Origin of the sequence: Proteus sp. LHD240705, from assembly GCF_047921555.1 — a bacterium.
Classification (GTDB): domain Bacteria; phylum Pseudomonadota; class Gammaproteobacteria; order Enterobacterales; family Enterobacteriaceae; genus Proteus.
Genome location: NZ_JBLRMI010000001.1, coordinates 629,541 through 652,490, shown reverse-complemented (window position 1 = coordinate 652,490; position 22,950 = coordinate 629,541). Strand labels below are relative to the sequence as shown.

24 protein-coding genes are annotated in these 22,950 nt (G+C 37.5%); 13 read left to right on the top strand and 11 right to left on the bottom strand.

What is annotated here, in order from left to right; all coding sequences use genetic code 11:
- Positions 1–145: 145 nt before the first annotated feature.
- Positions 146–502, bottom strand: a complete 357-nt coding sequence (gene arsC / locus ACNART_RS03070; protein ID WP_109373657.1) for an arsenate reductase (glutaredoxin) — start codon at positions 500–502, stop codon at positions 146–148.
- A gap of 9 nt (positions 503–511) precedes the next feature.
- Positions 512–1,984, bottom strand: a complete 1,473-nt coding sequence (locus ACNART_RS03065) for a M48 family metalloprotease (protein ID WP_198619853.1) — start codon at positions 1,982–1,984, stop codon at positions 512–514.
- 154 nt (positions 1,985–2,138) lie between these two features.
- On the opposite strand from ACNART_RS03065, the gene ACNART_RS03060 reads away from it, so the two are divergent.
- A complete protein-coding gene (locus ACNART_RS03060; RefSeq protein ID WP_109373655.1) occupies positions 2,139–3,215 on the top strand; it encodes an AI-2E family transporter in 1,077 nt (358 codons plus the stop codon).
- 85 nt (positions 3,216–3,300) lie between these two features.
- Here the strand turns inward: ACNART_RS03060 and bcp are convergent, their stop codons facing one another.
- Complete coding sequence (gene bcp / locus ACNART_RS03055) at positions 3,301–3,771, bottom strand: thioredoxin-dependent thiol peroxidase (protein ID WP_151435413.1); 471 nt, start codon at positions 3,769–3,771, stop codon at positions 3,301–3,303.
- Positions 3,772–3,789: 18 nt separating this feature from the next.
- Positions 3,790–4,347, bottom strand: a complete 558-nt coding sequence (locus tag ACNART_RS03050; RefSeq protein WP_088495300.1) for a glycine cleavage system transcriptional repressor — start codon at positions 4,345–4,347, stop codon at positions 3,790–3,792.
- Positions 4,348–4,562: 215 nt separating this feature from the next.
- On the opposite strand from ACNART_RS03050, the gene dapA reads away from it, so the two are divergent.
- The 4 genes from dapA (at position 4,563) to purC (ending at position 8,602) form a co-directional block, all read left to right on the top strand.
- A complete protein-coding gene (gene dapA, locus ACNART_RS03045) occupies positions 4,563–5,462 on the top strand; it encodes a 4-hydroxy-tetrahydrodipicolinate synthase (protein WP_198619854.1) in 900 nt (299 codons plus the stop codon).
- Positions 5,463–5,478: 16 nt separating this feature from the next.
- Entirely contained in the window at positions 5,479–6,525 is a 1,047-nt protein-coding gene (bamC, locus tag ACNART_RS03040; protein WP_109373653.1) for an outer membrane protein assembly factor BamC, read from the top strand.
- A 248-nt stretch (positions 6,526–6,773) separates the two neighbouring features.
- The gene (locus ACNART_RS03035; RefSeq protein ID WP_349443323.1) at positions 6,774–7,364 is read left to right on the top strand and encodes a phosphatase PAP2 family protein; all 591 of its coding nucleotides are present in this window, start codon (positions 6,774–6,776) and stop codon (positions 7,362–7,364) included.
- 524 nt (positions 7,365–7,888) lie between these two features.
- Positions 7,889–8,602, top strand: a complete 714-nt coding sequence (gene purC / locus ACNART_RS03030) for a phosphoribosylaminoimidazolesuccinocarboxamide synthase (protein ID WP_088495303.1) — start codon at positions 7,889–7,891, stop codon at positions 8,600–8,602.
- Positions 8,603–8,768: 166 nt separating this feature from the next.
- Here purC and ACNART_RS03025 read toward each other — a convergent pair whose 3' ends face one another.
- Together ACNART_RS03025 and ACNART_RS03020 are read right to left on the bottom strand one after the other, a co-directional pair.
- Positions 8,769–9,380: a glutathione S-transferase family protein gene (locus ACNART_RS03025; RefSeq protein ID WP_198619856.1), complete on the bottom strand. Its 612-nt coding sequence runs from the start codon at positions 9,378–9,380 to the stop codon at positions 8,769–8,771.
- A gap of 102 nt (positions 9,381–9,482) precedes the next feature.
- Positions 9,483–10,181 carry a helix-turn-helix transcriptional regulator gene (locus ACNART_RS03020; RefSeq protein ID WP_198619857.1) on the bottom strand — a complete coding sequence of 233 codons (699 nt, stop codon included), beginning with the start codon at positions 10,179–10,181 and terminating at the stop codon, positions 9,483–9,485.
- A 268-nt stretch (positions 10,182–10,449) separates the two neighbouring features.
- Here ACNART_RS03020 and ACNART_RS03015 point away from each other — a divergent pair, with 268 nt between their 5' ends.
- From ACNART_RS03015 to ACNART_RS03005, 3 genes are all read left to right on the top strand, one after another.
- Positions 10,450–11,334 carry a neutral zinc metallopeptidase gene (locus ACNART_RS03015; protein WP_198619858.1) on the top strand — a complete coding sequence of 295 codons (885 nt, stop codon included), beginning with the start codon at positions 10,450–10,452 and terminating at the stop codon, positions 11,332–11,334.
- A gap of 61 nt (positions 11,335–11,395) precedes the next feature.
- The gene (locus tag ACNART_RS03010) at positions 11,396–11,848 is read left to right on the top strand and encodes a DUF441 domain-containing protein (RefSeq protein ID WP_006533030.1); all 453 of its coding nucleotides are present in this window, start codon (positions 11,396–11,398) and stop codon (positions 11,846–11,848) included.
- Between the two features lie 2 nt (positions 11,849–11,850).
- Positions 11,851–13,899 (top strand): tRNA(Met) cytidine acetyltransferase TmcA, encoded by a 2,049-nt coding sequence (locus ACNART_RS03005; protein WP_416303432.1) that lies wholly within the window; start codon positions 11,851–11,853, stop codon positions 13,897–13,899.
- Here the strand turns inward: ACNART_RS03005 and ACNART_RS03000 are convergent.
- Positions 13,862–14,071, bottom strand: coding sequence for a YpfN family protein (locus tag ACNART_RS03000; RefSeq protein WP_109373648.1), 210 nt, complete (start codon positions 14,069–14,071; stop codon positions 13,862–13,864). The two genes, ACNART_RS03005 and ACNART_RS03000, sit on opposite strands and share 38 nt — an antisense overlap.
- A 98-nt stretch (positions 14,072–14,169) precedes the next feature.
- On the opposite strand from ACNART_RS03000, the gene ACNART_RS02995 reads away from it, so the two are divergent.
- On the top strand, positions 14,170–14,553 hold the full coding sequence (locus ACNART_RS02995) for a DUF454 family protein (protein ID WP_109373647.1): 384 nt from the start codon (positions 14,170–14,172) through the stop codon (positions 14,551–14,553).
- Between the two features lie 2 nt (positions 14,554–14,555).
- On the opposite strand, the gene ACNART_RS02990 is transcribed toward ACNART_RS02995, so the two are convergent.
- From ACNART_RS02990 to ACNART_RS02980, 3 genes are read right to left on the bottom strand one after another with little or no spacing between them, the layout of a single operon-like run.
- The gene (locus ACNART_RS02990) at positions 14,556–15,224 is read right to left on the bottom strand and encodes a M15 family metallopeptidase (RefSeq protein WP_109373646.1); all 669 of its coding nucleotides are present in this window, start codon (positions 15,222–15,224) and stop codon (positions 14,556–14,558) included.
- Positions 15,221–16,351 carry a succinyl-diaminopimelate desuccinylase gene (gene dapE, locus ACNART_RS02985; protein WP_109373645.1) on the bottom strand — a complete coding sequence of 377 codons (1,131 nt, stop codon included), beginning with the start codon at positions 16,349–16,351 and terminating at the stop codon, positions 15,221–15,223. The genes ACNART_RS02990 and dapE overlap by 4 nt, the downstream gene beginning before the upstream one ends.
- Positions 16,352–16,356: 5 nt before the next feature.
- Entirely contained in the window at positions 16,357–16,728 is a 372-nt protein-coding gene (locus ACNART_RS02980; RefSeq protein ID WP_109373644.1) for an ArsC family reductase, read from the bottom strand.
- A 206-nt stretch (positions 16,729–16,934) separates the two neighbouring features.
- Between ACNART_RS02980 and ACNART_RS02975 the strand changes: the two genes are divergently transcribed.
- Positions 16,935–17,495, top strand: a complete 561-nt coding sequence (locus ACNART_RS02975) for a hypothetical protein (protein WP_100160343.1) — start codon at positions 16,935–16,937, stop codon at positions 17,493–17,495.
- Between the two features lie 77 nt (positions 17,496–17,572).
- Here the strand turns inward: ACNART_RS02975 and ACNART_RS02970 are convergent, their stop codons facing one another.
- A complete protein-coding gene (locus ACNART_RS02970) occupies positions 17,573–18,196 on the bottom strand; it encodes a response regulator (RefSeq protein ID WP_069368881.1) in 624 nt (207 codons plus the stop codon).
- 556 nt (positions 18,197–18,752) lie between these two features.
- Here ACNART_RS02970 and maeB point away from each other — a divergent pair.
- The 3 genes from maeB (at position 18,753) to ACNART_RS02955 (ending at position 22,948) form a co-directional block, all read left to right on the top strand.
- Positions 18,753–21,035: an NADP-dependent oxaloacetate-decarboxylating malate dehydrogenase gene (gene maeB / locus ACNART_RS02965; protein ID WP_198630143.1), complete on the top strand. Its 2,283-nt coding sequence runs from the start codon at positions 18,753–18,755 to the stop codon at positions 21,033–21,035.
- A gap of 215 nt (positions 21,036–21,250) precedes the next feature.
- Complete coding sequence (locus ACNART_RS02960) at positions 21,251–22,120, top strand: ChaN family lipoprotein (protein ID WP_196532492.1); 870 nt, start codon at positions 21,251–21,253, stop codon at positions 22,118–22,120.
- A gap of 45 nt (positions 22,121–22,165) precedes the next feature.
- A complete protein-coding gene (locus ACNART_RS02955; RefSeq protein ID WP_232797462.1) occupies positions 22,166–22,948 on the top strand; it encodes an energy transducer TonB family protein in 783 nt (260 codons plus the stop codon).
- Positions 22,949–22,950 lie beyond the last annotated feature (2 nt).

The window sequence follows — 22,950 nt, the reverse complement described above, 5'->3', positions numbered from 1 at the left end:
ATTGTAATGTTTACAATTTAACAACATTTAATAATTTATTTATTAATTGAGAAAAGAGAGTAAACGGTTGCGGGATTAATAGTGAAGTAAATAGAGAGAAGCCCATATATGTAAGAACATAAATATGGGCTTTAAATTTTGAAAATTAAATAAACAGTTCTTTTACTTGCTCTGGTGGACGGCCTAAACGGGCTTTATTACCGACAACCACAATAGGGCGTTCAATAAGTTTAGGGTTTTCATGCATTGCTTGAATTAATGCATCTTGTGATGTTTCATCAGCCAGTTTTAGCGTTTTATAAATTTCTTCTTTTGTGCGCATTAACTCTCTTGCATCATTAAAACCTAATGCTTTGAGCAGTGTTTTAAGCTCCGTTACTGAAGGTGCTGTATCTAGATAGTGAATAACATTAGGCGTTATTTGCATTTCTTCGAGTAAATGTAAGGTTTCACGGCTTTTTGAACAGCGTGGATTATGATAAATCGTCACTTTTTTGGTCATGATTGTCCCTTATTTAAATTGGCTGTCTCTTTGCTGAATTTTTCTTAATTGGTCTATGCGAGCATCAAAGCGAGCTTGATCATTGCTACCCAGCTTAACTTGTCTGCTTGCATCACCTAAGTAACGGATCGCTGTTTCAAAGTCACCTCTGAGTGCTAAATCTTCCGCATAAGCAGCTAATTCATGAGCTCTATCACCTTGTTTGGCTGAATTTTCTGCCATTAATTGCCAGCCGATAGGATCGTTTGGGTTATCAAAGGTATAACGATAAAGTAGGCGATTAGCTTCGTTATATTGCTTATTATGCATATATGAGTTCGCTAAGTTGGCAATAAGGACATTGTTATTGGGCCTTTGCTTTAATGCGAGTTGTAATCTTGCAACCGCATCACCTGCACGGTTTTGTTCTAAATCGATATCTGTCATGGCATCAATAAGCCAAATATTGTTAGGTTCTTTTTCTAACATCGGAGTGAGCAATTTTCTTGCGTCATCAAATTTGCGATCACGAGAATAGAGCAGTATTAGCGCATAATTTGCGGCTGACTTTTCAAGAGCAGTACCTTGCTTAAACTGATCAAGTATCGTTTGTAATGCATTCTCTGATGTTGGGTTTTTCGTCAGCATGGTTAATACACGCATTTTAGCAAACAGAAAGTCAGCTGACTGTGGAACCTGCCGAGCAGGAAATTGACTGGCTCGGCTTCTTGCATCGGATAAACGGCTATCAGGTAAGGGGTGCGTTAATAACATTTCAGGCGGTTTAGAGCTATATCGTACTTGGTCAGCAAGAATTTGCATAAAGTCAGGCATCCCTTTGGGATCAAATCCTGCTCGATAGAGTGTCTGTATTCCGATACGGTCTGCTTCTTGCTCGTTCATTTGTGTAAATGTGATCATATTTTGCTGCATACCCGCCATACTTCCCGTAAAGGTTGCAAGACCTGCATTCGGGTTTGCCATAAATATCAAAATAGAACCTAATACACCTGCAAGAGCAAGAGGTGTTGTTTTAGCCTGATCTTCAAGCATTCTCGCTAGATGTCGTTGAGTAACGTGTGTGATTTCGTGAGCCATAACAGAAGCTAATTCACTTTCTGTTTGGCTATATCGAAAGAGGGCAGAATGCAAAACAATGTTTCCCCCAAAATAAGCAAAGGCGTTAATATTGGGGTTGTTAACTAAGTAGAAGTGAAAAGGGGTTTTGACTGAGCTGGCGTTAGAAACCAGTTTTTGTCCCAAATTATTAATATAGTTAGAGAGTAATGGGTCAAAAACTAATGGTGCACTATTTCGCAGTTGGCGAGTATAGTAATCACCCATAGCAATTTCTTGATTGATGCTTAATGTTGAACCTGCGGTCGTTCCCATATCAGGTAAAGAGTCTTCAATATCAATCGCAGCATTCGCTGGCACTACTGATGTTGATAGCAACGCAGAAACAAGAAGCGCGACTAAGGGTTTTTTAAGTCTGAGTTTCATACAACTGTATCCTGATGGCTATCTTAACGAATAATTAATAATTAATGATGTATGATAGCAAAACCTAACGTAAAATCTGTCAAAAGATTATTGCTTATGTAAATGAATACATATAGCTCTATTGTTCTGATTATTATAAAGGATCTTTATTTTCATGCTGGACTTGCTTGTTCAATGGTACAAACGCCGATTTGCTGATCCACAAGTTATCGCCCTTGTGGTCATTTTGATTGCCGGCTTTTCAATTCTGTATTTTTTCAGTGGCATACTTGCTCCTTTATTGGTGGCAATTGTGCTTGCTTATCTTTTAGAGTGGCCAACTCATTTACTTGAAAAATTAGGATGTGCCCGTATATGGGCAGTATCGATAATTCTGACACTCTTTATCGGTATTAGTGCCATTGTTATTTTGATTTTAGCGCCAACGGTGTGGCAACAAGGGATGACACTGATTTCAGATATCCCAAATATGATCAATAAGTTCAATGCATTTGCACATGAATTACCCGATCGCTTCCCTGCATTAATGGATGCTGGCATCGTTGATATGATGGCAGAAAATTTACGCAGCAAGTTCTCAACGGTGGCTGAATCTGTATTAAAAGTATCTTTAGCTTCGTTAATCGGAATTATTACACTGTCGATTTATCTTATTCTTGTTCCTTTAATGACTTTCTTCTTACTTAAAGATAAGCAACAGATGCTTAATGCGGTTCGTCGTGTTTTGCCGAAAAACAGAATATTGGCAGCACAAGTTTGGATTGAAGTTAATCAGCAAATTACCAATTATATTCGCGGTAAAGTCACTGAAATGATAATTGTGGGTATTTTCACTTATTTTGTATTTGCTTTCTTTGACTTACGCTACTCTGTATTACTTGCTGTTATTGTCGGTGTTTCTGTTTTAGTTCCTTACGTTGGTGCTGTTTTAGCAACGATCCCAGTTATTGTGATTGCATTATCGCAGTGGGGATTAGGCTCTGATTTCTGGGCGTTATTTATCGCTTATCTTGTTGTTCAAGGATTAGATAGTAATTTATTAGTACCAATTCTGTATTCTGAAGCCGTAAATATGCACCCGTTAGTCATTATATTATCAGTGATTATATTCGGTGGAATGTGGGGATTTTGGGGCGTTTTCTTTGCTATTCCATTAGCAACGCTGATAAAAGCAGTATTGCATGCATTACCCGATGAAATTGCGAATGAGCAAAATATAAAGAAAAGCTAAGTACCTCATTGAATATATTAATAAAAAACAGATAAAAAAACAGACAGTGTAAGCTGTCTGTTATCTTATCAATTCGAAGTATTAATTATGGATGTTGAGCGAGATAGTCGAGAACGACTTGATGGTGGTTACTGGTTTTAAAGTTATCAAATACGTGTTCGATAACACCATTTTTATCAATTAAGAATGTTGTACGATGAATACCATCGTAAGTTTTTCCCATAAATTGCTTTTCTCCCCAGATACCAAACTCTTCTGCGATCTTATGATCTTCATCTGAAAGCAACGTAAAATTTAACATCTCTTTTTCAGCGAAACGGGAAAGTTTTTCTGATTTATCTGTACTGATACCTAATACTTCAACTTTGGCTTTTTTTAGTGCATCCATTTCATCACGTAAGCCACAAGCTTGGGTTGTACAACCTGGTGTCATTGCTTTAGGGTAAAAATAAACGAGCACACGTTGGCCAGCGAAATCAGATAAATTAATCGTTTCTCCATCTTGGTCGGGCAGACTGAATTGAGGCGCCTTTTCACCGGCTTTTAATGGGTTCATTAGGTCATTCTCCATTTTTTACTGTTTCATCATCAGACTATTTACGATACTTATTGTGCCTTGAGCGTTCAGCTCTGTACATAATTGATTAAATTTCTCATTAATAACAATACCATGATCATCTAATGGATTATGCGCCGTAATCTGTATTTCTAAACGGGCAGGTGAGCCATCTTCTGATGGATGTGTTTTAGATATTAATTCAGCAAGATTAAAATTATGTTGGCTAAATAGATTAGTAAAGCGTTCTACAATACCGGGCGCATCTTCAATATCAACTTTCGCTGCAATTGTTGAAGGATAGGTAATTGGTGCACCATTGGTCGTTCTTTTCATTACGGTCAATAAATCCAGTTCCGCACTTTTAATGGGCAACAACGCTTCTAACTGTGCAATAGCGTTCCAGCCACCTGAAAGTAGCATGATAAACGTAAACTCTTGACCAAACATCGCAAGTCGGCTGTCCTCGATATTACATCCGCATTGGCTGACTAATTGTGTAATGGTATCAACAATACCAGGACGGTCAGCACCTAATGCAGTAATGACGAGAAAATGTTTATCAGGTATGGGCAAAATAAGGTTCCTTTTGACTTTCAGTTTATTCTTAACAGGTAAACACAAATTTCGATTTCTGCCAAGATCCCTTGCTCACTATCTTCAATTATTATATCTCTTTAATTCATATCAAAGAATATTAGCAAATTTCATTAGAAACCTAGAGTTAAGTAGTTTTCAATAGAGCAATGAATGAGTACCATTGAGTATACGTCTATCTCGGAGCAATGATTATGGTGAATAACGAATTTAATTTTACAGGCAGTATGGTGGCATTGGTGACACCAATGGACGCAAAAGGCAACGTTGACCGGGTTAGTTTACGTAAATTAGTTGATTATCATGTTAAGGCAGGCAGTGCTGCAATTGTTTCTGTCGGTACAACTGGAGAATCTGCAACATTAGGTCATGACGAGCATGTTGATGTCGTTTTAATGACATTAGATATGGCTGATGGGCGTATTCCTGTCATTGCCGGTACGGGCGCTAATGCAACATCTGAAGCAGTCTGGTTTACACAACAGTTTGAAAATAAAGGTATTGCAGGTTGTTTAAGTGTAACGCCATATTATAATAAACCTTCACAAGAAGGGTTATATCAGCACTTTAAAGCGATTTCTGAAAGCACCGAGTTACCACAAATCCTGTATAATGTACCGGGTCGTACTGGATGCGATTTATTGCCTGTAACTGTTGCACGTTTAGCCAAGTTGGATAATATTGTGGCAATTAAAGAGGCGACAGGGAACTTAAGTCGTGTTAGTCAAATCCAAGAGTTGGTTAATGATGATAGTTTTATCTTATTAAGTGGTGATGACGCATCATCATTAGACTTTATGCAACTTGGCGGTCAGGGTGTTATTTCGGTTACTGCTAACGTTGCTGCGTCAGAGATGGTAGAATTATGTCGATTAGCAAATGCGGGTGAGTTTGCGAAAGCACGTGAACTTAACCGACGTCTGATGGACTTACATCATCAGTTATTTGTTGAACCTAATCCAATCCCAGCTAAATGGGCGTGTCAACGTATTGGATTGATTGAAGACGCCACATTGCGCTTACCTATGACTCCGTTGACATCATCAGGTCAGCAAATTGTTGAGAAAGCGCTGTTAACAGCGGGAATACTGTAAAACTTAGGGAATTTTAATGGCAACACTATTGCATAAATCAAAGATTATGAAAGTCGCGGGTCTGTCGCTGGTGGTCTTACTGGCAGCCTGTTCAAGTGATCAGCGCTATAAACGTCAGGTCAGTGGTGATGAGTCTTATTTAGAGACAGCAGGGCTAAAGAATTTAGCGATTCCGGCGGGTATGGTGTTGCCTTTGCAAAATGGGGAATATGACATTCCAACCCCTAAAAGAACTGAACCTGTTGGTTTAGCGCTTGATATTCGTCCACCAACTCAAGCATTGAATCTATTAAGTGGTTCTCGTAGTGAAAATAATGCAGATAACAGCCGTTTGCTATTACCAAACTCACCTGAAAACACAACACTATATGAACAAGTTAGCTCTATCTTAAAAGAGAAAGGTATTGCGATTGTTAAAAGTGATGCTGGACAAAAAGAGCTCCATACTGATTGGATCACATGGTTACGTGCTGATGAAAACGTACCTTTCCAAACACGTCAGCGTTTAGTAATTGCTCAGTCAGGTAATGTTATTTCGTTAACAGTGACTAATGAAGGTTTACGCCAAGGCGAAACTGAAATGACTGATCCGGCTGAAGTGAAGCGTTATAATATTTTAATGCTTAACGAATTGGTTGATGGCTTAAACCGTATGCGTAATTTAAGCGAAAATACGGCAAGCAGCAACATACAAGGTATTATCGATGTCCAAAGCGGCAGTGATAATGCTGGCCTTCCAGTGATCATCGTTCGTGCACCATTTGATGTGGTTTGGGATAGATTACCTATTGCATTAGAAAGTGTTGGTATGAAGATGGGCGATCGCACACGTTCTAAAGGTTCAATTGAAGTAACCTATAAAGGAATGAGCAGTGCAAACTGGAGTGCGTTAGGTGTTGATAGACCAACTGTTGAAGAAGCGGATTATAAATTACAAGTCGGCGATTTAAATAACCGCAGTAGTTTACAATTTATCAGTGATAAAGGTAAACCATTAACACAATCACAAAATGATCAAATGGTTGCTGCACTGAAAGCTGCTTTCAGTAAGCCTGTAAAATAAGTATTCTTCTTTAAAAATATGAGAAGCCGCACAATATATGTTGTGCGGCTTTTTTATGATCTTAACTTAATTGTATTAATTTAAATTAAACATCATTAATTGAATGCTCTTTTAATGATAGGGTTTAATTTAAATTTATTAATAATATTAATCTTAATGCAATACGCTTAATTTTATGCAATATTGCGTCAATTCTTATTCTTAAATAAAAATAACAAAGCATTCTCTGACTATATGAAGGAGTATTTATGAGTGCAGGTGATATGATTATTCACTTGATATTAAGTGGGATACTTATTGTAGGTGTTTATCAATTTTATTTTTTTACTCAACGATATACATTGAGAGAAGTGAAAATTATTAATTCACCGATTGATGAAAAGATCCCTTTCTGGCCATGGTGGTCATGGATCTATAGCTTTTTATATTATCCCGCAATTTTATATCTCAATTGGATCATTCAAGACTCAAGACAATTTATTATGATTGTTTTTAGTTATATTGTTTTGTTAGTTATGCAAATGTTTTTCTTTGTTGTGTTCCCTGTTGCAACCCCAGTACATTGGCGTACCTTAAACCCAGGAAAAACAGCGTCAGAGAAATTTCTTAAGTTTGTTCAGTATTTTGATGATTCCTCAAACTGCTTCCCAAGTATGCACGTTTCTGTTGCAACACTCACAGCGTGTCTTGCTTATGCAACTTTAGGACCATGGGTTTTCTTATTCCCATTATTTATTGCATTATCTTGCATGTTTACAAAACAACATTACTTAATTGATTTACCTGCCGGCGCTTTATTAGGTTGGTTTGCTTATGAGATCTACTGTTTTATTATTTAATAAAGCATTATGTTATTACGAGATAACATGAATTTTTTTAATATAAAAATAGATAAGAGATAAATCATTAAAACTTGTTAATGCTAATATTGATAACCAGATTAATTTTCAATAAAAAGAAATTAATCTGGTTTTTTTATTATTGATTACTCAAAATAGATGTAATCTGAAACAGATCTAAGGTCTATTAAGAATATCATCTGAAAATAGAAATAATAAGGTGATATAATCTATAATTATTCTTATTCTGACTTTTTATATTTTATATATCCTAATTTTACTAAACCACTCTTTATATTGATTATGATAACTTTAGTTATTAGCGCAGTTATTCAATAGAATTAATTGAAATATGATTTCTAATTATGGTGTGGTTTTCAACAAAAAAACGTTGTGAGCAATGCGTTGTCGCTGAGATTTTTTAGTGATAGTACTCACGTTTTAAAAGCTTTTTTATCTAATCTAGAGTAGAGTATGGGAAGCAAATTTCTTGTTAAACCTATCACATCTTTGGAGTGTGTCAGATGCAGAAAAAAGCTGAGTTGTATCGTGGAAAAGCCAAAACGGTCTACGCCACTGAATCTTCTGATTTTCTTATCCTTGAATTCAGAAATGATACATCAGCGTTAGATGGCCAACGTATTGAACAGTTTGATCGTAAAGGAATGGTAAATAACAAATTTAACCATTTCATTATGAATAAACTGGAAGAAGCGGGTATCCCAACGCAGATGGAACGTTTGCTTTCTGATAATGAAGTGCTAGTAAAAAAACTCGATATGGTACCTGTTGAATGCGTTATCCGTAATCGTGCAGCGGGATCATTAGTCAAACGTTTAGGTATCGAAGAAGGTACACTTTTAAATCCACCAATCTTTGATTTATTCTTGAAAGATGATGCTCGTCATGATCCTATGGTCAATGAATCTTATTGTGAAACTTTTGGTTGGGTGTCTAAAGAAAACCTCGCAGAAATGAAACGTTTGAGTTATAAAGCAAACGATGTCCTTAGCGAACTCTTTGATAAAGCAGGACTTATTTTAGTCGATTTTAAACTTGAGTTTGGTCTATTTCATGGCAAAGTTGTATTAGGAGATGAATTCTCTCCTGATGGAAGCCGTCTATGGGATAAAAACACCTTAGATAAAATGGATAAAGACCGTTTCCGTCAAAGCTTAGGCGGATTAATTGAAGCATACGAAGAAGTTGCACGTCGAATCGGTGTTTCTTTAGACTAAATACGCAAACGATTACGTCAAGTTAAACAAGATGTAATTAGAAAAGGTCAGCTTAAAAGCTGACCTTTTGTTTTAAATATCACGTTTTAAATGAAAATGTATTAAAGAACATAATTAAGTAACTATGCAGATAGCTTGATTGAATTATGTTTAATAATAAGAAAATTTATCGTAATCCTAAGCTTTCTAATAATTGTTTAATCTCATTATTAAGCGCAAGGCTATCAATATATTGATTAATCAGAGGTGTAGGCTGGATAAGCGCATACTTGCACAAAAATATAAGGAAATAACCCACATAAATATCAGCGGCAGTCAGATTTTTACCACAAAGATAAGGTTTGGCGCTGGCTAAGCCCGTTTCTAAGCAATGAAAAGCGCGTTCAAAAGAACCAAAACCAGATGATTTTTGCTGTTCTTCATTAAGTTCAATACCAAGCTCTTTCACCGTAAATGCAGATTCAATAGGGCCTGCTGTAAAAAAGAACCAACGATAATAAGCAGCACGCTCAGGTGAATTAAGGGCAGGAGCAAATCCTTTTTCAATAAACTTATCTGCTAAATAAGCACAAATTGCCGCTGTCTCTGTAACAACGGTTTCGCCATCGACTAATGCAGGAACTTTTGCCATCGGATTAATAGCAAGATATTCAGGGGTGCGCATTGGTTCGCCATATTCTAATTCAACACGCTGATAAGACACATCTAATATTTTTAAGAAAAGTTCAACGGTGTTACCGCGAGACATTGTATTAGTATAAAGAATAAGTTCACTCATAATGTTTCCTTACTGTGTTGATTAATATGAAGTTGTTTAAACTGAAACTATAGCTAAACAAAGAACAGCGAACAGCAAGGAAGATATTACGCAAACGGTGCGTCAGTTTTTGTCAGGAGCCTCTTTGAGGATCTCTTTTTTCCATCGAGAGAGTAAATAGTTTTTAGGGTAAGGCAAATTCTCACTTAATACTTCATAAGAGATAATTCTATCGAGCCTAAAATGGCGATAGCTTTGGCGTAGTTCACACCATGCAGCAATCACTTGTGAATCTTGAAAGTAACCCACAGCAATAGGCCAAATAATTCGAGTGCTTAATTGTTTTTGAGCATCTTTATAATCTATTTTGGCTTTTTTTTCTTCGCGTAAACTAAAACGCATATCTTTAGCAATGGTATGATCAACTTCAATAATTCGGTTAGTGGGAACAAACAATGTATTTTGTTCAAGCAATGTTTGATGCTGTGTTGTTATTACAGCATTGATTTTATTAATTGCCCGTAACGCCGAGTGACTTAACTCTTTATCTGTATTACTTTCTACCCAACGTAAACCTAAAATAAGTGCTTCAAGTTCATTAATATCAAAGGTTAATGGCGGTAGGAGTAAACCTGATTTTAGCTGATAACCTATACCTGCTTCACCCGTAATTTCAGCACCTTGATTACGTAAAGACTCAATATCACGATAAATAGATCTAACACTAATTTGTAATTTATCTGCTAATACCTCTGCCGTTATCGGATAGCGATTTTCTTTTAAAATCTGCAATAAAGTGAGTAAACGTTGAGTTCGAGTCATTAAATTATCTATTTATTAGTGAAGAAAAAATACAAAGGCAAGAAATAAGAATTCTATTATGAAATCGTTAAAAAAGCAGTTTTAATTCCTTATGATGCTTATTTTTTTCGTTGTGACAACGGGTACTAGCTTACTCTGATAGTCTCTATTATCTTGCTCTTAAAAAATAGGGAATAGAGATTGCAATTATTTGTTATTATCTCAAATCAAGTGATAAATTTGTTCATAATAAATCTAAAGTCGTCTATTTAAAATGTGGGGATAAGTTATGCGTTGGAATGATCGCCGAAGAAGTGACAATGTTGAAGATAGAAGAGGGCAATCTTCTCCCGCATCAGGCGGTGGCAATCTCCCATTAGGATTAATTGCACTTTTGTTACGCACTAAATATGGGTTTGTGGTTATTATTGTTTTAGTGATAGCCAGTTTTATGGGATTTGACTTTAACTCATTAACGGGTGAAACCGACCAATCGCCACAACGCAACGAACAACAAAGTGCCCTTTATAATGAAGCCGCAGATTTTAGTAGCGTCGTTTTAGCCAGTACAGAAGATTTTTGGCAAACTATTTTTGCACAAGCAGGCAAACAATATAGCTATCCTAAACTTGTTTTATATACCAACAGCACCACAACGCAATGCGGTACAGGTACAAAAATAATGGGACCTTTTTATTGTCCCGCGGATAGAAAGATTTATCTCGATCTCTCTTTTTATAATGAAATGAAACATAGCCTAGGTGGTGGCGGTGAATTTGCTCAAGGTTATGTGATTTCACATGAAGTAGGGCACCATGTTCAGCATTTATTAGGTATCACTAATCAAATGCGTGAAAAACAACAAATGGCGCGTTCAAAAGCAGAGGCAAATCGTTTATCTGTAAAATTAGAGTTGCAAGCAGACTGTTTTGCTGGAATGTGGGGACATTTTATTGCAGGTGAAGGTCGTATTGATGAAAGCGATTTATTAACTGCGATCAAAACGGCGCAAGCGATAGGTGATGACAAGTTACAGAAACAACAGCAAGGTTATGTAGTGCCCGATAGTTTTACACACGGCACAGCAGAACAGCGCAAGACTTGGTTTATGAGAGGCTATAACAGTGGCAGTATTAAATCTTGCGATACATTTGCTTCTTCGTCTTTGAACTAATACCATTTGTCGGTAAATAAAAGATAATTAACGCTATAAAGAGAAAGGCTTAGGAACAAACATGAGTAACGTTGATCCCTCACTATTAATTTTGCTGGTTCTCGCAGGACTTGGCATTATTAGTCATAATATGACTGTAACGTTAGCAATGCTTGCTTTGCTAGTGATTAAAATCACACCTCTAAATCAATATTTTCCTGTTGTTGAAAAATATGGCATGACTATCGGGATCTTAATTTTGACCATTGGGGTAATGACACCCATAGCAACAGGACGTATTTCAGGGCAAGAAGTTCTTAACTCATTTTTAAACTGGAAATCATTACTAGCAATTGCGATAGGTATCGCGGTTTCTTGGTTAGGCGCACGGGGCGTTTCTCTAATGAATAACCAGCCTTCAACGGTTGCTGGCTTATTAGTGGGAACAGTCATTGGTGTCGCACTTTTCCGAGGTGTGCCTGTTGGACCATTAATTGCAGCTGGTATTCTTTCATTGTTAATCGGTAAATCCTAGCTGTGCCATTGTCTCATTTACATCAATATCAGCAAAAATTAGCTCAATTAGGGCAACGGCAGTTACTGCTATTAGCGGGTGAACCAGTATGGCAAACGGCACAGATCCAGCAAATTACTCAATTATGCCAAGGTGATTGGGTCACTATTTCTTCCAATCAACCCCATGCTATTTTACCTGAACAAGCTATTCGCCTATTGGGACGTGAGTTCCTACATGCGGTTTTTGATGCTAATGAAGGATTTAATACTGATGCTTTAGCCATGTTAACGGGCACATTAAAAGCAGGTAGTGTATTGATTTTGTGCTTGCCTGATATTGAACGTTGGGACAGTTATACCGATAACGATAGTCAGCGATGGAATGATGCTCAAGGTGTGCTTTCAACACCAAATTTTATGGCATGGCTAAAAAACATCACTTTAGGTGATGACAAAGCAATTGTCTGGCAACAATCAACGCCATTTCAATTACCCAAATTGATTGAAAAGGCTAAACCTTGGGCACTTCCACAAGGTAAACCAACCGCAGAACAGCAAGTAATTTTAGATAATTTGCTATTATCGACATCGGGTATTTGGAGTGTTATTGCACCAAGAGGCAGAGGAAAGTCAGCGCTGGCGGGAATGTTTATCGATCAATATCAAGGAAATGTACTGGTATGTGCACCTGCTAAAAATAGTATAGATGTTTTATCTTCACACACCAATAAAGCTATTTCATTTTACTCTCCTGATAATTTATTAGCGCTGTGTATAAATAACGAAATCCAAAGTGATTGGCTGATTATTGATGAGGCTGCTTCTTTGCCTATTGCACAACTAGAAGTGCTGTGTGGTTATTTCCCTAATGTCTTAATGACAACTACAGTACAAGGCTATGAAGGAACAGGGCGAGGTTTTATGCTGAAATTAGGAGACAACATTCCTAATTTGCATACCTATCAATTACAAACACCAATTCGTTGGGCTAAAGATTGTCCATTAGAAAATTGGCTTAATCAGTTGTTATTGCTTGATGAGCTTGAGTCTGATTTCGAGCGTCAGAAACAAGGTGGAGTCGATATCCACCAGCTTCAAGGAAATTGGCATAACAATATTTCACAACTACATGATTTTTATCAGTTACTTACCAGTGCGCATTATCGAACAACGCCACTTGATCTACGACGTTTACTTGATGGTCAAAAACAGCGTTATTGGTCAGCATCAATCAATAAAAAAATCGTGGGTGCTGTGTGGTGTATCGAAGAAGGAGGATTACCTTTCGAACTTGCTTATGATGTTTGGCTAGGTACTCGTAGGCCAAGAGGTAATCTGGTTGCTCAATCATTAGTAACTTATGGTTTAACACCCGATGCAATGTGTTTGAACTCATTGCGTATTAGCCGCATTGCTGTTTTACCTCAATATCGACGCCAAAAAATTGCCGCAACTTTAATTGCTAATATTGTAAAAGAGAGTCAAAAACAGACTATTGATTATCTTTCGGTGAGCTTTGGTTATACCGAAGTGTTAGCACAGTTTTGGATGCAATGTGGCTTTCAAATAGTGCGCTTAGGGGTACATAAAGAGGCAAGCAGTGGATGCTACGCTGCAATGGCAATTTATCCACTAACAGAAAAAGGCGAACAGTTATTACGCTCGTCTTTACGTGCTTTTGCTTTGCAATATCCGCAGATAGAACAGCAAACCAAGCTCTGCTTAGCGGATAATTTAATACCAAATCATATCGCTACATCACAAGACCGTTGGTTAGTGATGGCGGGTTTTGCATTTGCTCATCGTCCAGCACTGACTGTTTATGAGAGTGTTGCTAATTTTTTAGCAGGTTATGAGCAACACTACCCGTTATTAGTGGCTTTTTTTGTAGACAATAAGTCAGTCGAGCAGTGTGTGGCTGAGTTTTCTTTATCAGGAAAAAAAATCTTAACTAAGCAATTAAGAGAGCAATGTGCGCAATTAATGGCTGAAAAAGATCCTCAATTAACATCGCGTTATCAACAGTGGTTAGCTACTTATTCTCATCCTTCTTGTTTTGATTTTGTTTAGGCCAATCATCTTCATCATCCCATTTATCATTAAAATCACGATGTGGAGGCAACTTTCGCTTATTTTTAAGAAATTGCTTGGGATCGATTTTGTTCATATCTTTAATAGCGTTAATGATAATTCCAACTAAAAGAATTAAAATTACCCACCAATAGTCAGCAATCCAGTGCATAAATAAGCCTTATATTTTAAAATTGTTGTTGAGAATGAGGATCTTTTTTATTTACTCTATAAAATAACACAATAAAGCATAGGTTGGAAAAGCACAGCATGAAACGGATATTATTGATTATAGCAGGTTGGTTATGTGTTGGATTAGCTACATTAGGTGTTATTTTGCCTGTGTTACCCACTACACCTTTCTTATTGCTTGCTGCATGGTGTTTTTCTCGTTCATCGAAGCGTTTCCATTATTGGTTACTTTATCGCTCTTGGTTTGGTCCTTATTTACGATATTGGCAAACTTATCACGCTATGCCTAAAGGGGCGAAACCTAAAGCTATCTTAGTGATCTTAATTACCTTTGCGATTTCACTGTGGCTAGTGTCTATGCTTTGGGTCAGAATATTATTGCTGATAATCTTAGTGTGTTTGTTGATATTTATGTGGAGACTTCCTGTTAATGATCAACAAGAAGTCCCATGTGAAAAATAACGTTATTCAGGCAAAACAATGTAACGTGCAAATATTTCGTCAAGATTAGCTAATAGCCACTGTTTACCATAAATATTCTCTTCTTCTAACACAGATTTTAGAATATCAGGTGTATAAGCAAGAGAAGCTTCATGGGAAAGAGGCCAATAACTGATATGCCATGGCTCGTAAGCAATATCGCTCTCTTTATGAGTAAAAGGGCGATAAAAGTCATACGCTGACATATTCTCTGTTAACCATTCATTAAGCTCTGCAAAATAGCCACCATCTTCGTATTCCCAAGGTTCTAATTGTAATGATTGCCCTTCAGGTAAACGAAAAGGATCGTAAATATCAATCTCAGTGCCCCAATGGTGGCGACTTGCACCAGGCAATGCTGACCATTTTAAAATAGCGATACAGCGCTCACCATCTGATAATGCATGAATATCTATTGGCTGGCTTTGTGCATCTAAAACAGGACGAGTACCTTCAAACTTTCCATTCCATATAGCTAATTGGCGATTAAAATCACGAAAAGAGCTGGCTGGCATTAATTTAAAGCCTGCTTTTGTGGCTTGTTGTTGTAATGCTAAAAAAGCTTTAGTGGCATTAAATTGTAAGCGATGCTGACCAGATAAAGTGACTAAATGATCAGTAGAACGGCCAGTTAGCATTAAAGGCGTTATCATAAAATAAGTTGCTCCATAACCCGCTGATAAATTCGGCTAAGCTGTTGTAAATCTGCCGCATTAACACACTCATTAACTTTATGAATTGTTGCATTAACAGGGCCTAATTCGACAACTTGCGCGCCCATTTGGGCAATAAATCGACCATCAGAAGTGCCTCCACTGGTGGAAAGCTCTGGCTCTAAATTGGTGTAATGCTTAACGGAGTAACGGACAGCTTCAAGTAATTTACCTTGCCCAGTAATAAAAGGCTGACCAGATAAAGACCATTCCAACTGATAGCGAAGTTGATGCTTTTGTAGTAACGCTTCTGTACGTTGGCGAATTTCTTCATCTGTAATGGCAGTACTAAAGCGGAAATTAAATTGAATAAACAGCTCACCAGGGATCACATTATTGCTGCCTGTACCTGCATGGATATTAGCAATTTGCATTGTGGTTGCTGGGAAAAACTCGTTACCTTCATCCCAAACAGTATTAACGAGCTCTTGGATAAAAGGGGAGGCAAGATGAATAGGATTTTCTGCAAGGTGAGGGTAAGCGACATGACCTTGCACACCTTGAATAATTAAATTTGCTGTTATTGAGCCTCGACGACCATTTTTTACCATATCGCCTAAATGATGTTGGCTTGAAGGCTCACCCACAAGGCAATAGTCGAGACGTTCGCCACGTGACATTAACGATTGTACGACTTTAACTGTGCCGTCTGCGGCTTTGGCTTCTTCATCCGATGTAATTAAAAAGGCTAGTCGTCCACGGTGATCAGGATAAGAGCGAACAAAACGTTCAGCAGCGACAATCATGGCGGCAAGCGAGCCTTTCATATCCGCCGCACCGCGTCCATATAACATACCATCACGAATAGATGGTTCAAAAGGCGGGTTATCCCACAAATCAAGATCACCTGTTGGTACAACATCAGTATGACCAGCAAAAGCTAGTGTTTCGCCTTCACCACCACGACAAGCCCAGAGATTTTCAGTTTCACCAAAAGGCATTCTTTCAATCGTAAAACCAAGAGGGGCAAGCCTATCGATAATCAGTTGCTGACAACCTTGATCATCAGGGCTGATTGAGGGACGCGAAATCAGTTGTTGTGCAAGCTCAATAACAGGACAGGACATAAAAATTAGGCTCCTGTAAAGGACGAATAATCATTGACATCAAAACCAACAACAAAGCGGTTGTCTGATGACACAAGAATAGGGCGTTTAATGATCGCGGGTTTATCTAACATAAGTGAGATTGCAGAGGTAACATCAGTGATTGCGTTTTTTTCTTCATCAGATAATTGACGCCAAGTTGTTCCTCTTTTATTCACAAGTGTCTGCCAATCTAAATTTTCTGTAAAGGTGCGTAATAATGCTTCCGTCAAACCCTCTTTGCGGTAATCATGAAACGTGTAGGGAACATGATTATCATCTAGCCATTTACGTGCTTTTTTGATTGTATCGCAATTTTTTATGCCGTACATGGTATATGTCAGGTTTGTCGTGGACATGATATTTTCCTTATATGACAATACGTAATATTAGTATTGATGAGAATGAGTGTTATACAATTCCAAAATAACAGCTTTTGTTGTAGTGAAAAATCCTATTTACATTATAAAATATATCGGATATTAAACTGTCACGTTAGTGTAACGAATTGTGTAGCGTAGAGTAATACAAATACGAATAAAGATTTCCGTTGGTAAAAGAGAATATGAAAAGTATTTCACTGAGTCTTATATTGCTTTTACTTTCTTCTTTTAGCTGGGCAGATGAAGAAAATGACAGTCAAAAAGTTGATGAGTATAAAATAGCCTTAGAGGCTTTTTTTAACAGTGATTATTTATTGTGTTTGGGCGAAGGGAAATGGCCTGTGTACAGCAATGAAGATGATGCACCTTGGGTGCTAGAAAGAATGCATGCATTAGTTGAGGCAGGATTGATTGAACAAACCGCAAATGGAGAAGAATGGGTGTTCAATCTCAGTGAAAAAGGGCGCAGAGCATGGCAACCTTATCAAGACTTCTGTTATGGTCACCTGTTCATTAGCCAAATTAAAGAGATCCAACCGATAGGATCAGGCAAAAGTAAAATTTATTTTTATTATGGTGTAAAAGGTATTCCTTCATGGGCAACCAATGAAGAAATACAATCCGCTTTTAGCGAACTTGATATTGTGATTAATGGAATAAATCGAGAGCTGTATCAGTTAAATATCGAAAAATTACCAGATAACCATTTTAAAGTATTAAGTTATCCAGTTCCTATTGAGTAGAGATGATTTAATATAGCACTAAGCAGAATATTCAATAATAGCTCTGATTACCCCGACCTTGTGTCGGGGTAAAGCGTTTAGTACTGATGCTTAATAAGAATAAGACTGGCAGCTAAACGAGAAGTGACTTGCAGTTTCTTTAAAATATTACGAATGTGGACTTTCACTGTTTCTTCAGAAATAAATAAATTCTCAGCAATTTGTTTATTTTTCATTCCAGCAGACACTTCATGAAGAACATCCAACTCTCTTTTAGTCAATGCTGAAAGTGGATCAGAATAGTTTTGCCTAAGTTGAATATATTGCCACACTCGCTCACTATAAACAGGATGCCCAACAGCTGCTTTGCGTAGGCTAAGTAATAGCATGTCTAACTCACACTCTTTTAAAAGATAACCGTTTGCGCCAGCATCCAACGCAGCGTAAACATCATTACGTGAATCAGAAACGGATAAAACAAGAACATAAGATGTTAAACCAGAGCGGCGAAGTGTTCGAATAATATCGATACCTGAACGCCCTTGTAGATTTAAATCCATCATAATTAAGTCTGGATTTAACTGTTTTGCAGCGGTTACAGCCTCTTGAGCATTGCCACTTTCGCTTACTACGACAAAGTCCTTGTCTTTTTCTAACAATAGCCGTAATCCATATCTCATGATAGGGTGATCATCCACTATCATAATTGAGTAGCTAGGCATAACCCCTCTCCCTAAAAAAAAATAATAATGTGCGTAATCTTTCCAATAGCAGAAAATAAAAAAGTAAATTCCAAATGAGGAATAAAAATTAGAATCAGACATCTTATTAAAACAATAAGAAAATAAAATTGACGGTTCGCAATATTACACCAATTATTGTTACGGGTAAAAAAGAAAATAACCAAAACGACTAACAAAAAATCTAATTCTATAAAATCTTTATAGTTACAATGAGTTGTGCAGAGATAAGGCTATTTAAAAAATAATCAAAAAGTGAAAATAGTTATTGTTTTTTTAAACAATATAAAAAAATTAATTATTTTAAATGTTAATTTAATATCTGGTAAATAATAAACAAATATTGTCTTTTTTCTGTTCGAGTTTATTACACCGGTGAAATTAAATAGTGTTAATAATATACCTATAACTAGGTATTAATTGTTTATAATAAATCTTGTTTACTAATTTGAAAAAAGTGTCGGAGCCGTCATGATTTAACGCTCCATTACCATTATACTAACGAAGCCCTTACCCTATTGATACAAAGGATATGAAGATGGAAGACAAATTAAAACAAAGCGCTCTAGATTTTCATGAATTTCCCGTACCTGGCAAAATCACAGTAACACCAACAAAACCACTCATAACCCAACGTGATTTAGCATTAGCTTATTCACCAGGCGTCGCCGCTCCTTGTTTAGAAATTGCAGCAGATCCTCTTGCTGCTTATCGCTACACAGCCAAAGGTAACCTTGTCGCGGTGATTTCAAATGGTACTGCGGTACTTGGACTTGGAAATATCGGTGCCTTAGCAGGTAAGCCTGTAATGGAAGGTAAAGGCGTTTTGTTTAAGAAGTTTTCTGGCGTTGATGTTTTTGACATTGAAGTTAATGAGACAGATCCTGACAAACTCGTTGATATTATCGCATCATTAGAGCCAACATTTGGTGGTATTAACCTCGAAGATATTAAAGCACCAGAGTGTTTCTATATTGAGAAAAAACTGCGTGAGAAAATGAACATTCCTGTATTCCATGATGATCAGCATGGTACAGCGATTATCTCTACAGCCGCAATTCTCAATGGCTTGCGTATTATTAAAAAAGAAATTAGTAAAGTAAAATTAGTGGTATCAGGAGCAGGTGCCGCGTCTATTGCTTGTATGAACTTATTAGTTGCTTTAGGGCTAACACGCGAAAACATCACTGTATGTGACTCTAAAGGGGTTATCTACCGTGGACGTGAAGCTAATATGGCAGAAACCAAAGCTGCTTATGCAATCGAAGATAACGGTACTCGTACATTAGATGACGTTATTAATAATGCTGATATTTTCTTAGGTTGCTCAGGACCTGGCGTATTAACGCAAGAAATGGTCAAGAAAATGGCTCGCGATCCACTTATTCTCGCGCTTGCAAACCCAGAACCTGAAATTTTACCGCCGTTAGTAAAAGCTGTACGTTCAGATGCGATTATCTGTACAGGGCGTTCTGACTACCCAAATCAGGTTAATAACGTATTGTGTTTCCCATTCATCTTCCGTGGCGCATTAGACGTTGGTGCGACAGCAATTAATGAAGAGATGAAACTCGCTTGTGTTCATGCTATTGCAGAATTAGCACTCGCGGAACAAAACGAAGAAGTTGCTTCTGCCTATGGTGATCAGGAACTCTCTTTTGGTCCTGAATACATTATTCCGAAACCGTTTGATCCACGTTTGATTGTGAAAATTGCGCCAGCAGTTGCAAAAGCGGCGATGGATTCAGGTGTTGCAACACGTCCAATTGAAGATTTCTCTGCTTATATTGAACACCTTAATGAGTTTGTTTATAAAACGAACTTATTTATGAAACCTATTTTCTCGCAAGCGAAAAAAGAGAAAAAACGCATTGTGTTAGCAGAAGGGGAAGAAAACCGCGTACTGCATGCAACACAAGAATTAGTAACATTAGGATTAGCCACTCCAATTTTAATTGGTCGTCCTAGTGTGATTGAAATGCGTATTCAGAAATTGGGTTTACACATTAAAGCTGGTAAAGACTTTGAGGTGGTGAATAATGAAAACGACCCACGTTTCAAAGAGTATTGGCAAGAATATCACCAAATCATGAAACGTCGCGGTGTATCACAAGAGCAAGCTCGCCGTGCAATGATTGGCAATCCAACACTTATTGGTGCCATTATGGTTCGCCGAGGTGAAGCAGATGGCCTGATTTGTGGTACTGTGGGTAGCTATTCTGAACATTTTGAAATCTACAAAAATGTGTTTGGCTTACGTGAAGGAATGGAAACCGCAGGAGCAATGAATGCTCTGCTATTGCCAAGTGGTAACACCTTTATTACAGACACTTACGTTAATGAAGATCCGACCGCAGAACAACTAGCCGATATTACGATTATGGCTGCTGATACTATTCGTCGCTTTGGTATCGAGCCAAAAGCAGCGCTGGTTTCTCGTTCAAGTTTCGGCTCATTTGATAGCCCATCTTCAATCAAACTCAGAAAAGCGTTAGAGATAATCAAGCAACGTGCACCTGAATTAGAGATTGATGGTGAAATGCATGCAGATGCAGCATTAGTAGAATCTATTCGCCGTGATGTGATGCCAGATAGTCCATTAAAAGGCGCTGCAAACCTATTAGTTATGCCAACAATGGAAGCTGCACGTATTAGCTATAACTTGCTGCGTGTGACAAGCTCTGATGGTGTGACAGTAGGACCAGTATTAATGGGTATTGCTAAACCTGCCCACATCTTGACGCCAATTGCATCAGTACGTCGTATCGTGAATATGGTGGCATTAGCTGTTGTGGAAGCTCAGGCACAATCTCAAAATTAATTGTTACTAATTAAATAATTCCATTCATAAAGCGCCTTTTATTGAAGTGACCCCCGATAGTTGGACAACCGATTATCGGGGGTTTTTTATGCTCATCAAATCAGCATAAAGAATGTTAAATACAAATTAATATAAGAATGATATTGATAATTATTAGCAACAATATTAACCTATGCGTCTAACTAAAGTAGGTATATATAACTAATAGGATGATTATGTTTTTCTCAATATCAAAAAGGATCTTACTACTAGTTTCATTAATAAGTCTTTCAGCATGTCATTCAATAGAAAAACAACCTGTATCAACCGTAGATCTGGCAATTATTCAGTCAGCAAACATCATTGATACTCAGACTGGGCAATCCATCACAGCAGACACACTGTTAACACGATTAGCAAGTCAATCACATGTGATTATTGGTGAAAAACATGACAATGCTTATCATCATGATATTGAATATTGGTTAATGACAGAGCTACCTAAAAAACGCCCTCAAGGAGCGGTTTTACTTGAGATGCTAACGCCAAGCCAGCAATCATTAGTGGATAACACAAAGAAACGTTATTCAGGCTCTGAATATCTACGAGATGAGCGACTAATGGCTGCATTAAAATGGAATTCAGGTTGGCCTTGGAAATGGTATGGCAATATAGTTAAAGCAGGGCTAAGCGCTGATTATCCTTTATTAGCGGCAAATATTGATCGCAGTGAAATATCTAGTGCGTATAAAAATCCTCCTATTATTGATGGTGTGCATTCAACTGATACATCTGTTCGCCAACTTATTCAAAAAACAATTGAGCTTTCTCATGGCGGTGAGCTTGATAAAACACAAGCAGAAAAAATGACGGTTATTCAGCAATTGCGTGATCGTGCAATGGCTAAAAGTTTATTAGATGCTCCGACACCCGCACTGTTAATTGCTGGCTCTTTTCATGCCACAAAAGTAATGGGTGTACCTTTACACGTTGCTGATCTAGCGCCGAATGAAAAAGTAACTGTGGTGATAATGACGGAAGAGGGAAGTGATGTGACTTCCGTTCATGCCGATTATCTTTGGATAACACCTGTCGCCTTACCTTAATTTATTGATAATACGAATATGCTTATTTCTTCTTGTATGGATCAAATGCCAAAATTTCAGCTTTGTAGTTCTAAAGCATTTATTTTGGCTCTCGGTGTACATGCTATTTTTGTCATGGCTTATTTTTATTTCAATAAAGAGAATACGGTACTTATACAAGAGCCAGAATTAGCTGTAATGATGAGCTTAAGTGAAAACGTCCAAGCACTCAGTGATGAAAAACAGGTTGTAGGCGTCGATCAACAATTGGCGGTAGCAAGTCAAAAAAAGGTAGAGCAAGATATTGCTGAAAAACAGCCTGATCTGATTGTGAATGAAAATGCAGATATTTTGCTCGAAAAACCTAAAAAAAGAGTCAATGTAGAGCAAACAGCTAAAGTGACACCTATAACCTCTCCGGTAAAGCCCGCGCCTACTATTAGCGAAAATGTGTCTAGCCAATCAGCACCATCAAGCAGTCGCTCTGCGGCGAAACAGCAATCTAATGATGTTAGTGCAAATTATGATAGCGATTCAGATAGCACGGAAAGCGCATTAGCATTATGGCAAGCTAAAACAAAAGGGCATCTTAATCGCTATAAAGCCTATCCCGAAGAAGCTAAAAGTAAAGGTAGAACAGGGATTTCTAAAGTACGCTTTATTGTTGATGAACAAGGTTATGTCATATCGAGTGAATTAATTCTTAGTAGTGGCGTGCGTTCTTTAGACAGAGAAGCACAACGAGTACTCAAACGTGCAGAGCCCTTACCGATACCACCAATTGAGTTATTGTCGAAAGGTAAAATAATGGTTGAAATGCCAATTGAGTTTTCTACACTAACGTTCTAACG

Excerpts from the sequence above, each read along its gene's own strand:
- arsC (WP_109373657.1), bottom strand. The coding sequence starts at position 502 with ATGACCAAAAAAGTGACGATTTATCATAATCCACGCTGTTCAAAAAGC.
- ACNART_RS02980 (WP_109373644.1), bottom strand. The coding sequence starts at position 16,728 with ATGTCCACGACAAACCTGACATATACCATGTACGGCATAAAAAATTGC.
- bamC (WP_109373653.1), top strand. The coding sequence starts at position 5,479 with ATGGCAACACTATTGCATAAATCAAAGATTATGAAAGTCGCGGGTCTG.
- ACNART_RS02970 (WP_069368881.1), bottom strand. The coding sequence starts at position 18,196 with ATGCCTAGCTACTCAATTATGATAGTGGATGATCACCCTATCATGAGA.
- ACNART_RS03060 (WP_109373655.1), top strand. The coding sequence starts at position 2,139 with ATGCTGGACTTGCTTGTTCAATGGTACAAACGCCGATTTGCTGATCCA.
- ACNART_RS03015 (WP_198619858.1), top strand. The coding sequence starts at position 10,450 with ATGCGTTGGAATGATCGCCGAAGAAGTGACAATGTTGAAGATAGAAGA.
- bcp (WP_151435413.1), bottom strand. The coding sequence starts at position 3,771 with ATGAACCCATTAAAAGCCGGTGAAAAGGCGCCTCAATTCAGTCTGCCC.
- ACNART_RS03020 (WP_198619857.1), bottom strand. The coding sequence starts at position 10,181 with ATGACTCGAACTCAACGTTTACTCACTTTATTGCAGATTTTAAAAGAA.
- dapA (WP_198619854.1), top strand. The coding sequence starts at position 4,563 with ATGGTGAATAACGAATTTAATTTTACAGGCAGTATGGTGGCATTGGTG.
- ACNART_RS02995 (WP_109373647.1), top strand. The coding sequence starts at position 14,170 with ATGAAACGGATATTATTGATTATAGCAGGTTGGTTATGTGTTGGATTA.
- ACNART_RS02975 (WP_100160343.1), top strand. The coding sequence starts at position 16,935 with ATGAAAAGTATTTCACTGAGTCTTATATTGCTTTTACTTTCTTCTTTT.
- purC (WP_088495303.1), top strand. The coding sequence starts at position 7,889 with ATGCAGAAAAAAGCTGAGTTGTATCGTGGAAAAGCCAAAACGGTCTAC.
- ACNART_RS03000 (WP_109373648.1), bottom strand. The coding sequence starts at position 14,071 with ATGCACTGGATTGCTGACTATTGGTGGGTAATTTTAATTCTTTTAGTT.
- ACNART_RS02960 (WP_196532492.1), top strand. The coding sequence starts at position 21,251 with ATGTTTTTCTCAATATCAAAAAGGATCTTACTACTAGTTTCATTAATA.
- ACNART_RS02990 (WP_109373646.1), bottom strand. The coding sequence starts at position 15,224 with ATGATAACGCCTTTAATGCTAACTGGCCGTTCTACTGATCATTTAGTC.
- ACNART_RS03065 (WP_198619853.1), bottom strand. The coding sequence starts at position 1,984 with ATGAAACTCAGACTTAAAAAACCCTTAGTCGCGCTTCTTGTTTCTGCG.
- ACNART_RS03010 (WP_006533030.1), top strand. The coding sequence starts at position 11,396 with ATGAGTAACGTTGATCCCTCACTATTAATTTTGCTGGTTCTCGCAGGA.
- maeB (WP_198630143.1), top strand. The coding sequence starts at position 18,753 with ATGGAAGACAAATTAAAACAAAGCGCTCTAGATTTTCATGAATTTCCC.
- ACNART_RS03035 (WP_349443323.1), top strand. The coding sequence starts at position 6,774 with ATGAGTGCAGGTGATATGATTATTCACTTGATATTAAGTGGGATACTT.
- ACNART_RS03025 (WP_198619856.1), bottom strand. The coding sequence starts at position 9,380 with ATGAGTGAACTTATTCTTTATACTAATACAATGTCTCGCGGTAACACC.
- ACNART_RS02955 (WP_232797462.1), top strand. The coding sequence starts at position 22,166 with ATGCCAAAATTTCAGCTTTGTAGTTCTAAAGCATTTATTTTGGCTCTC.
- dapE (WP_109373645.1), bottom strand. The coding sequence starts at position 16,351 with ATGTCCTGTCCTGTTATTGAGCTTGCACAACAACTGATTTCGCGTCCC.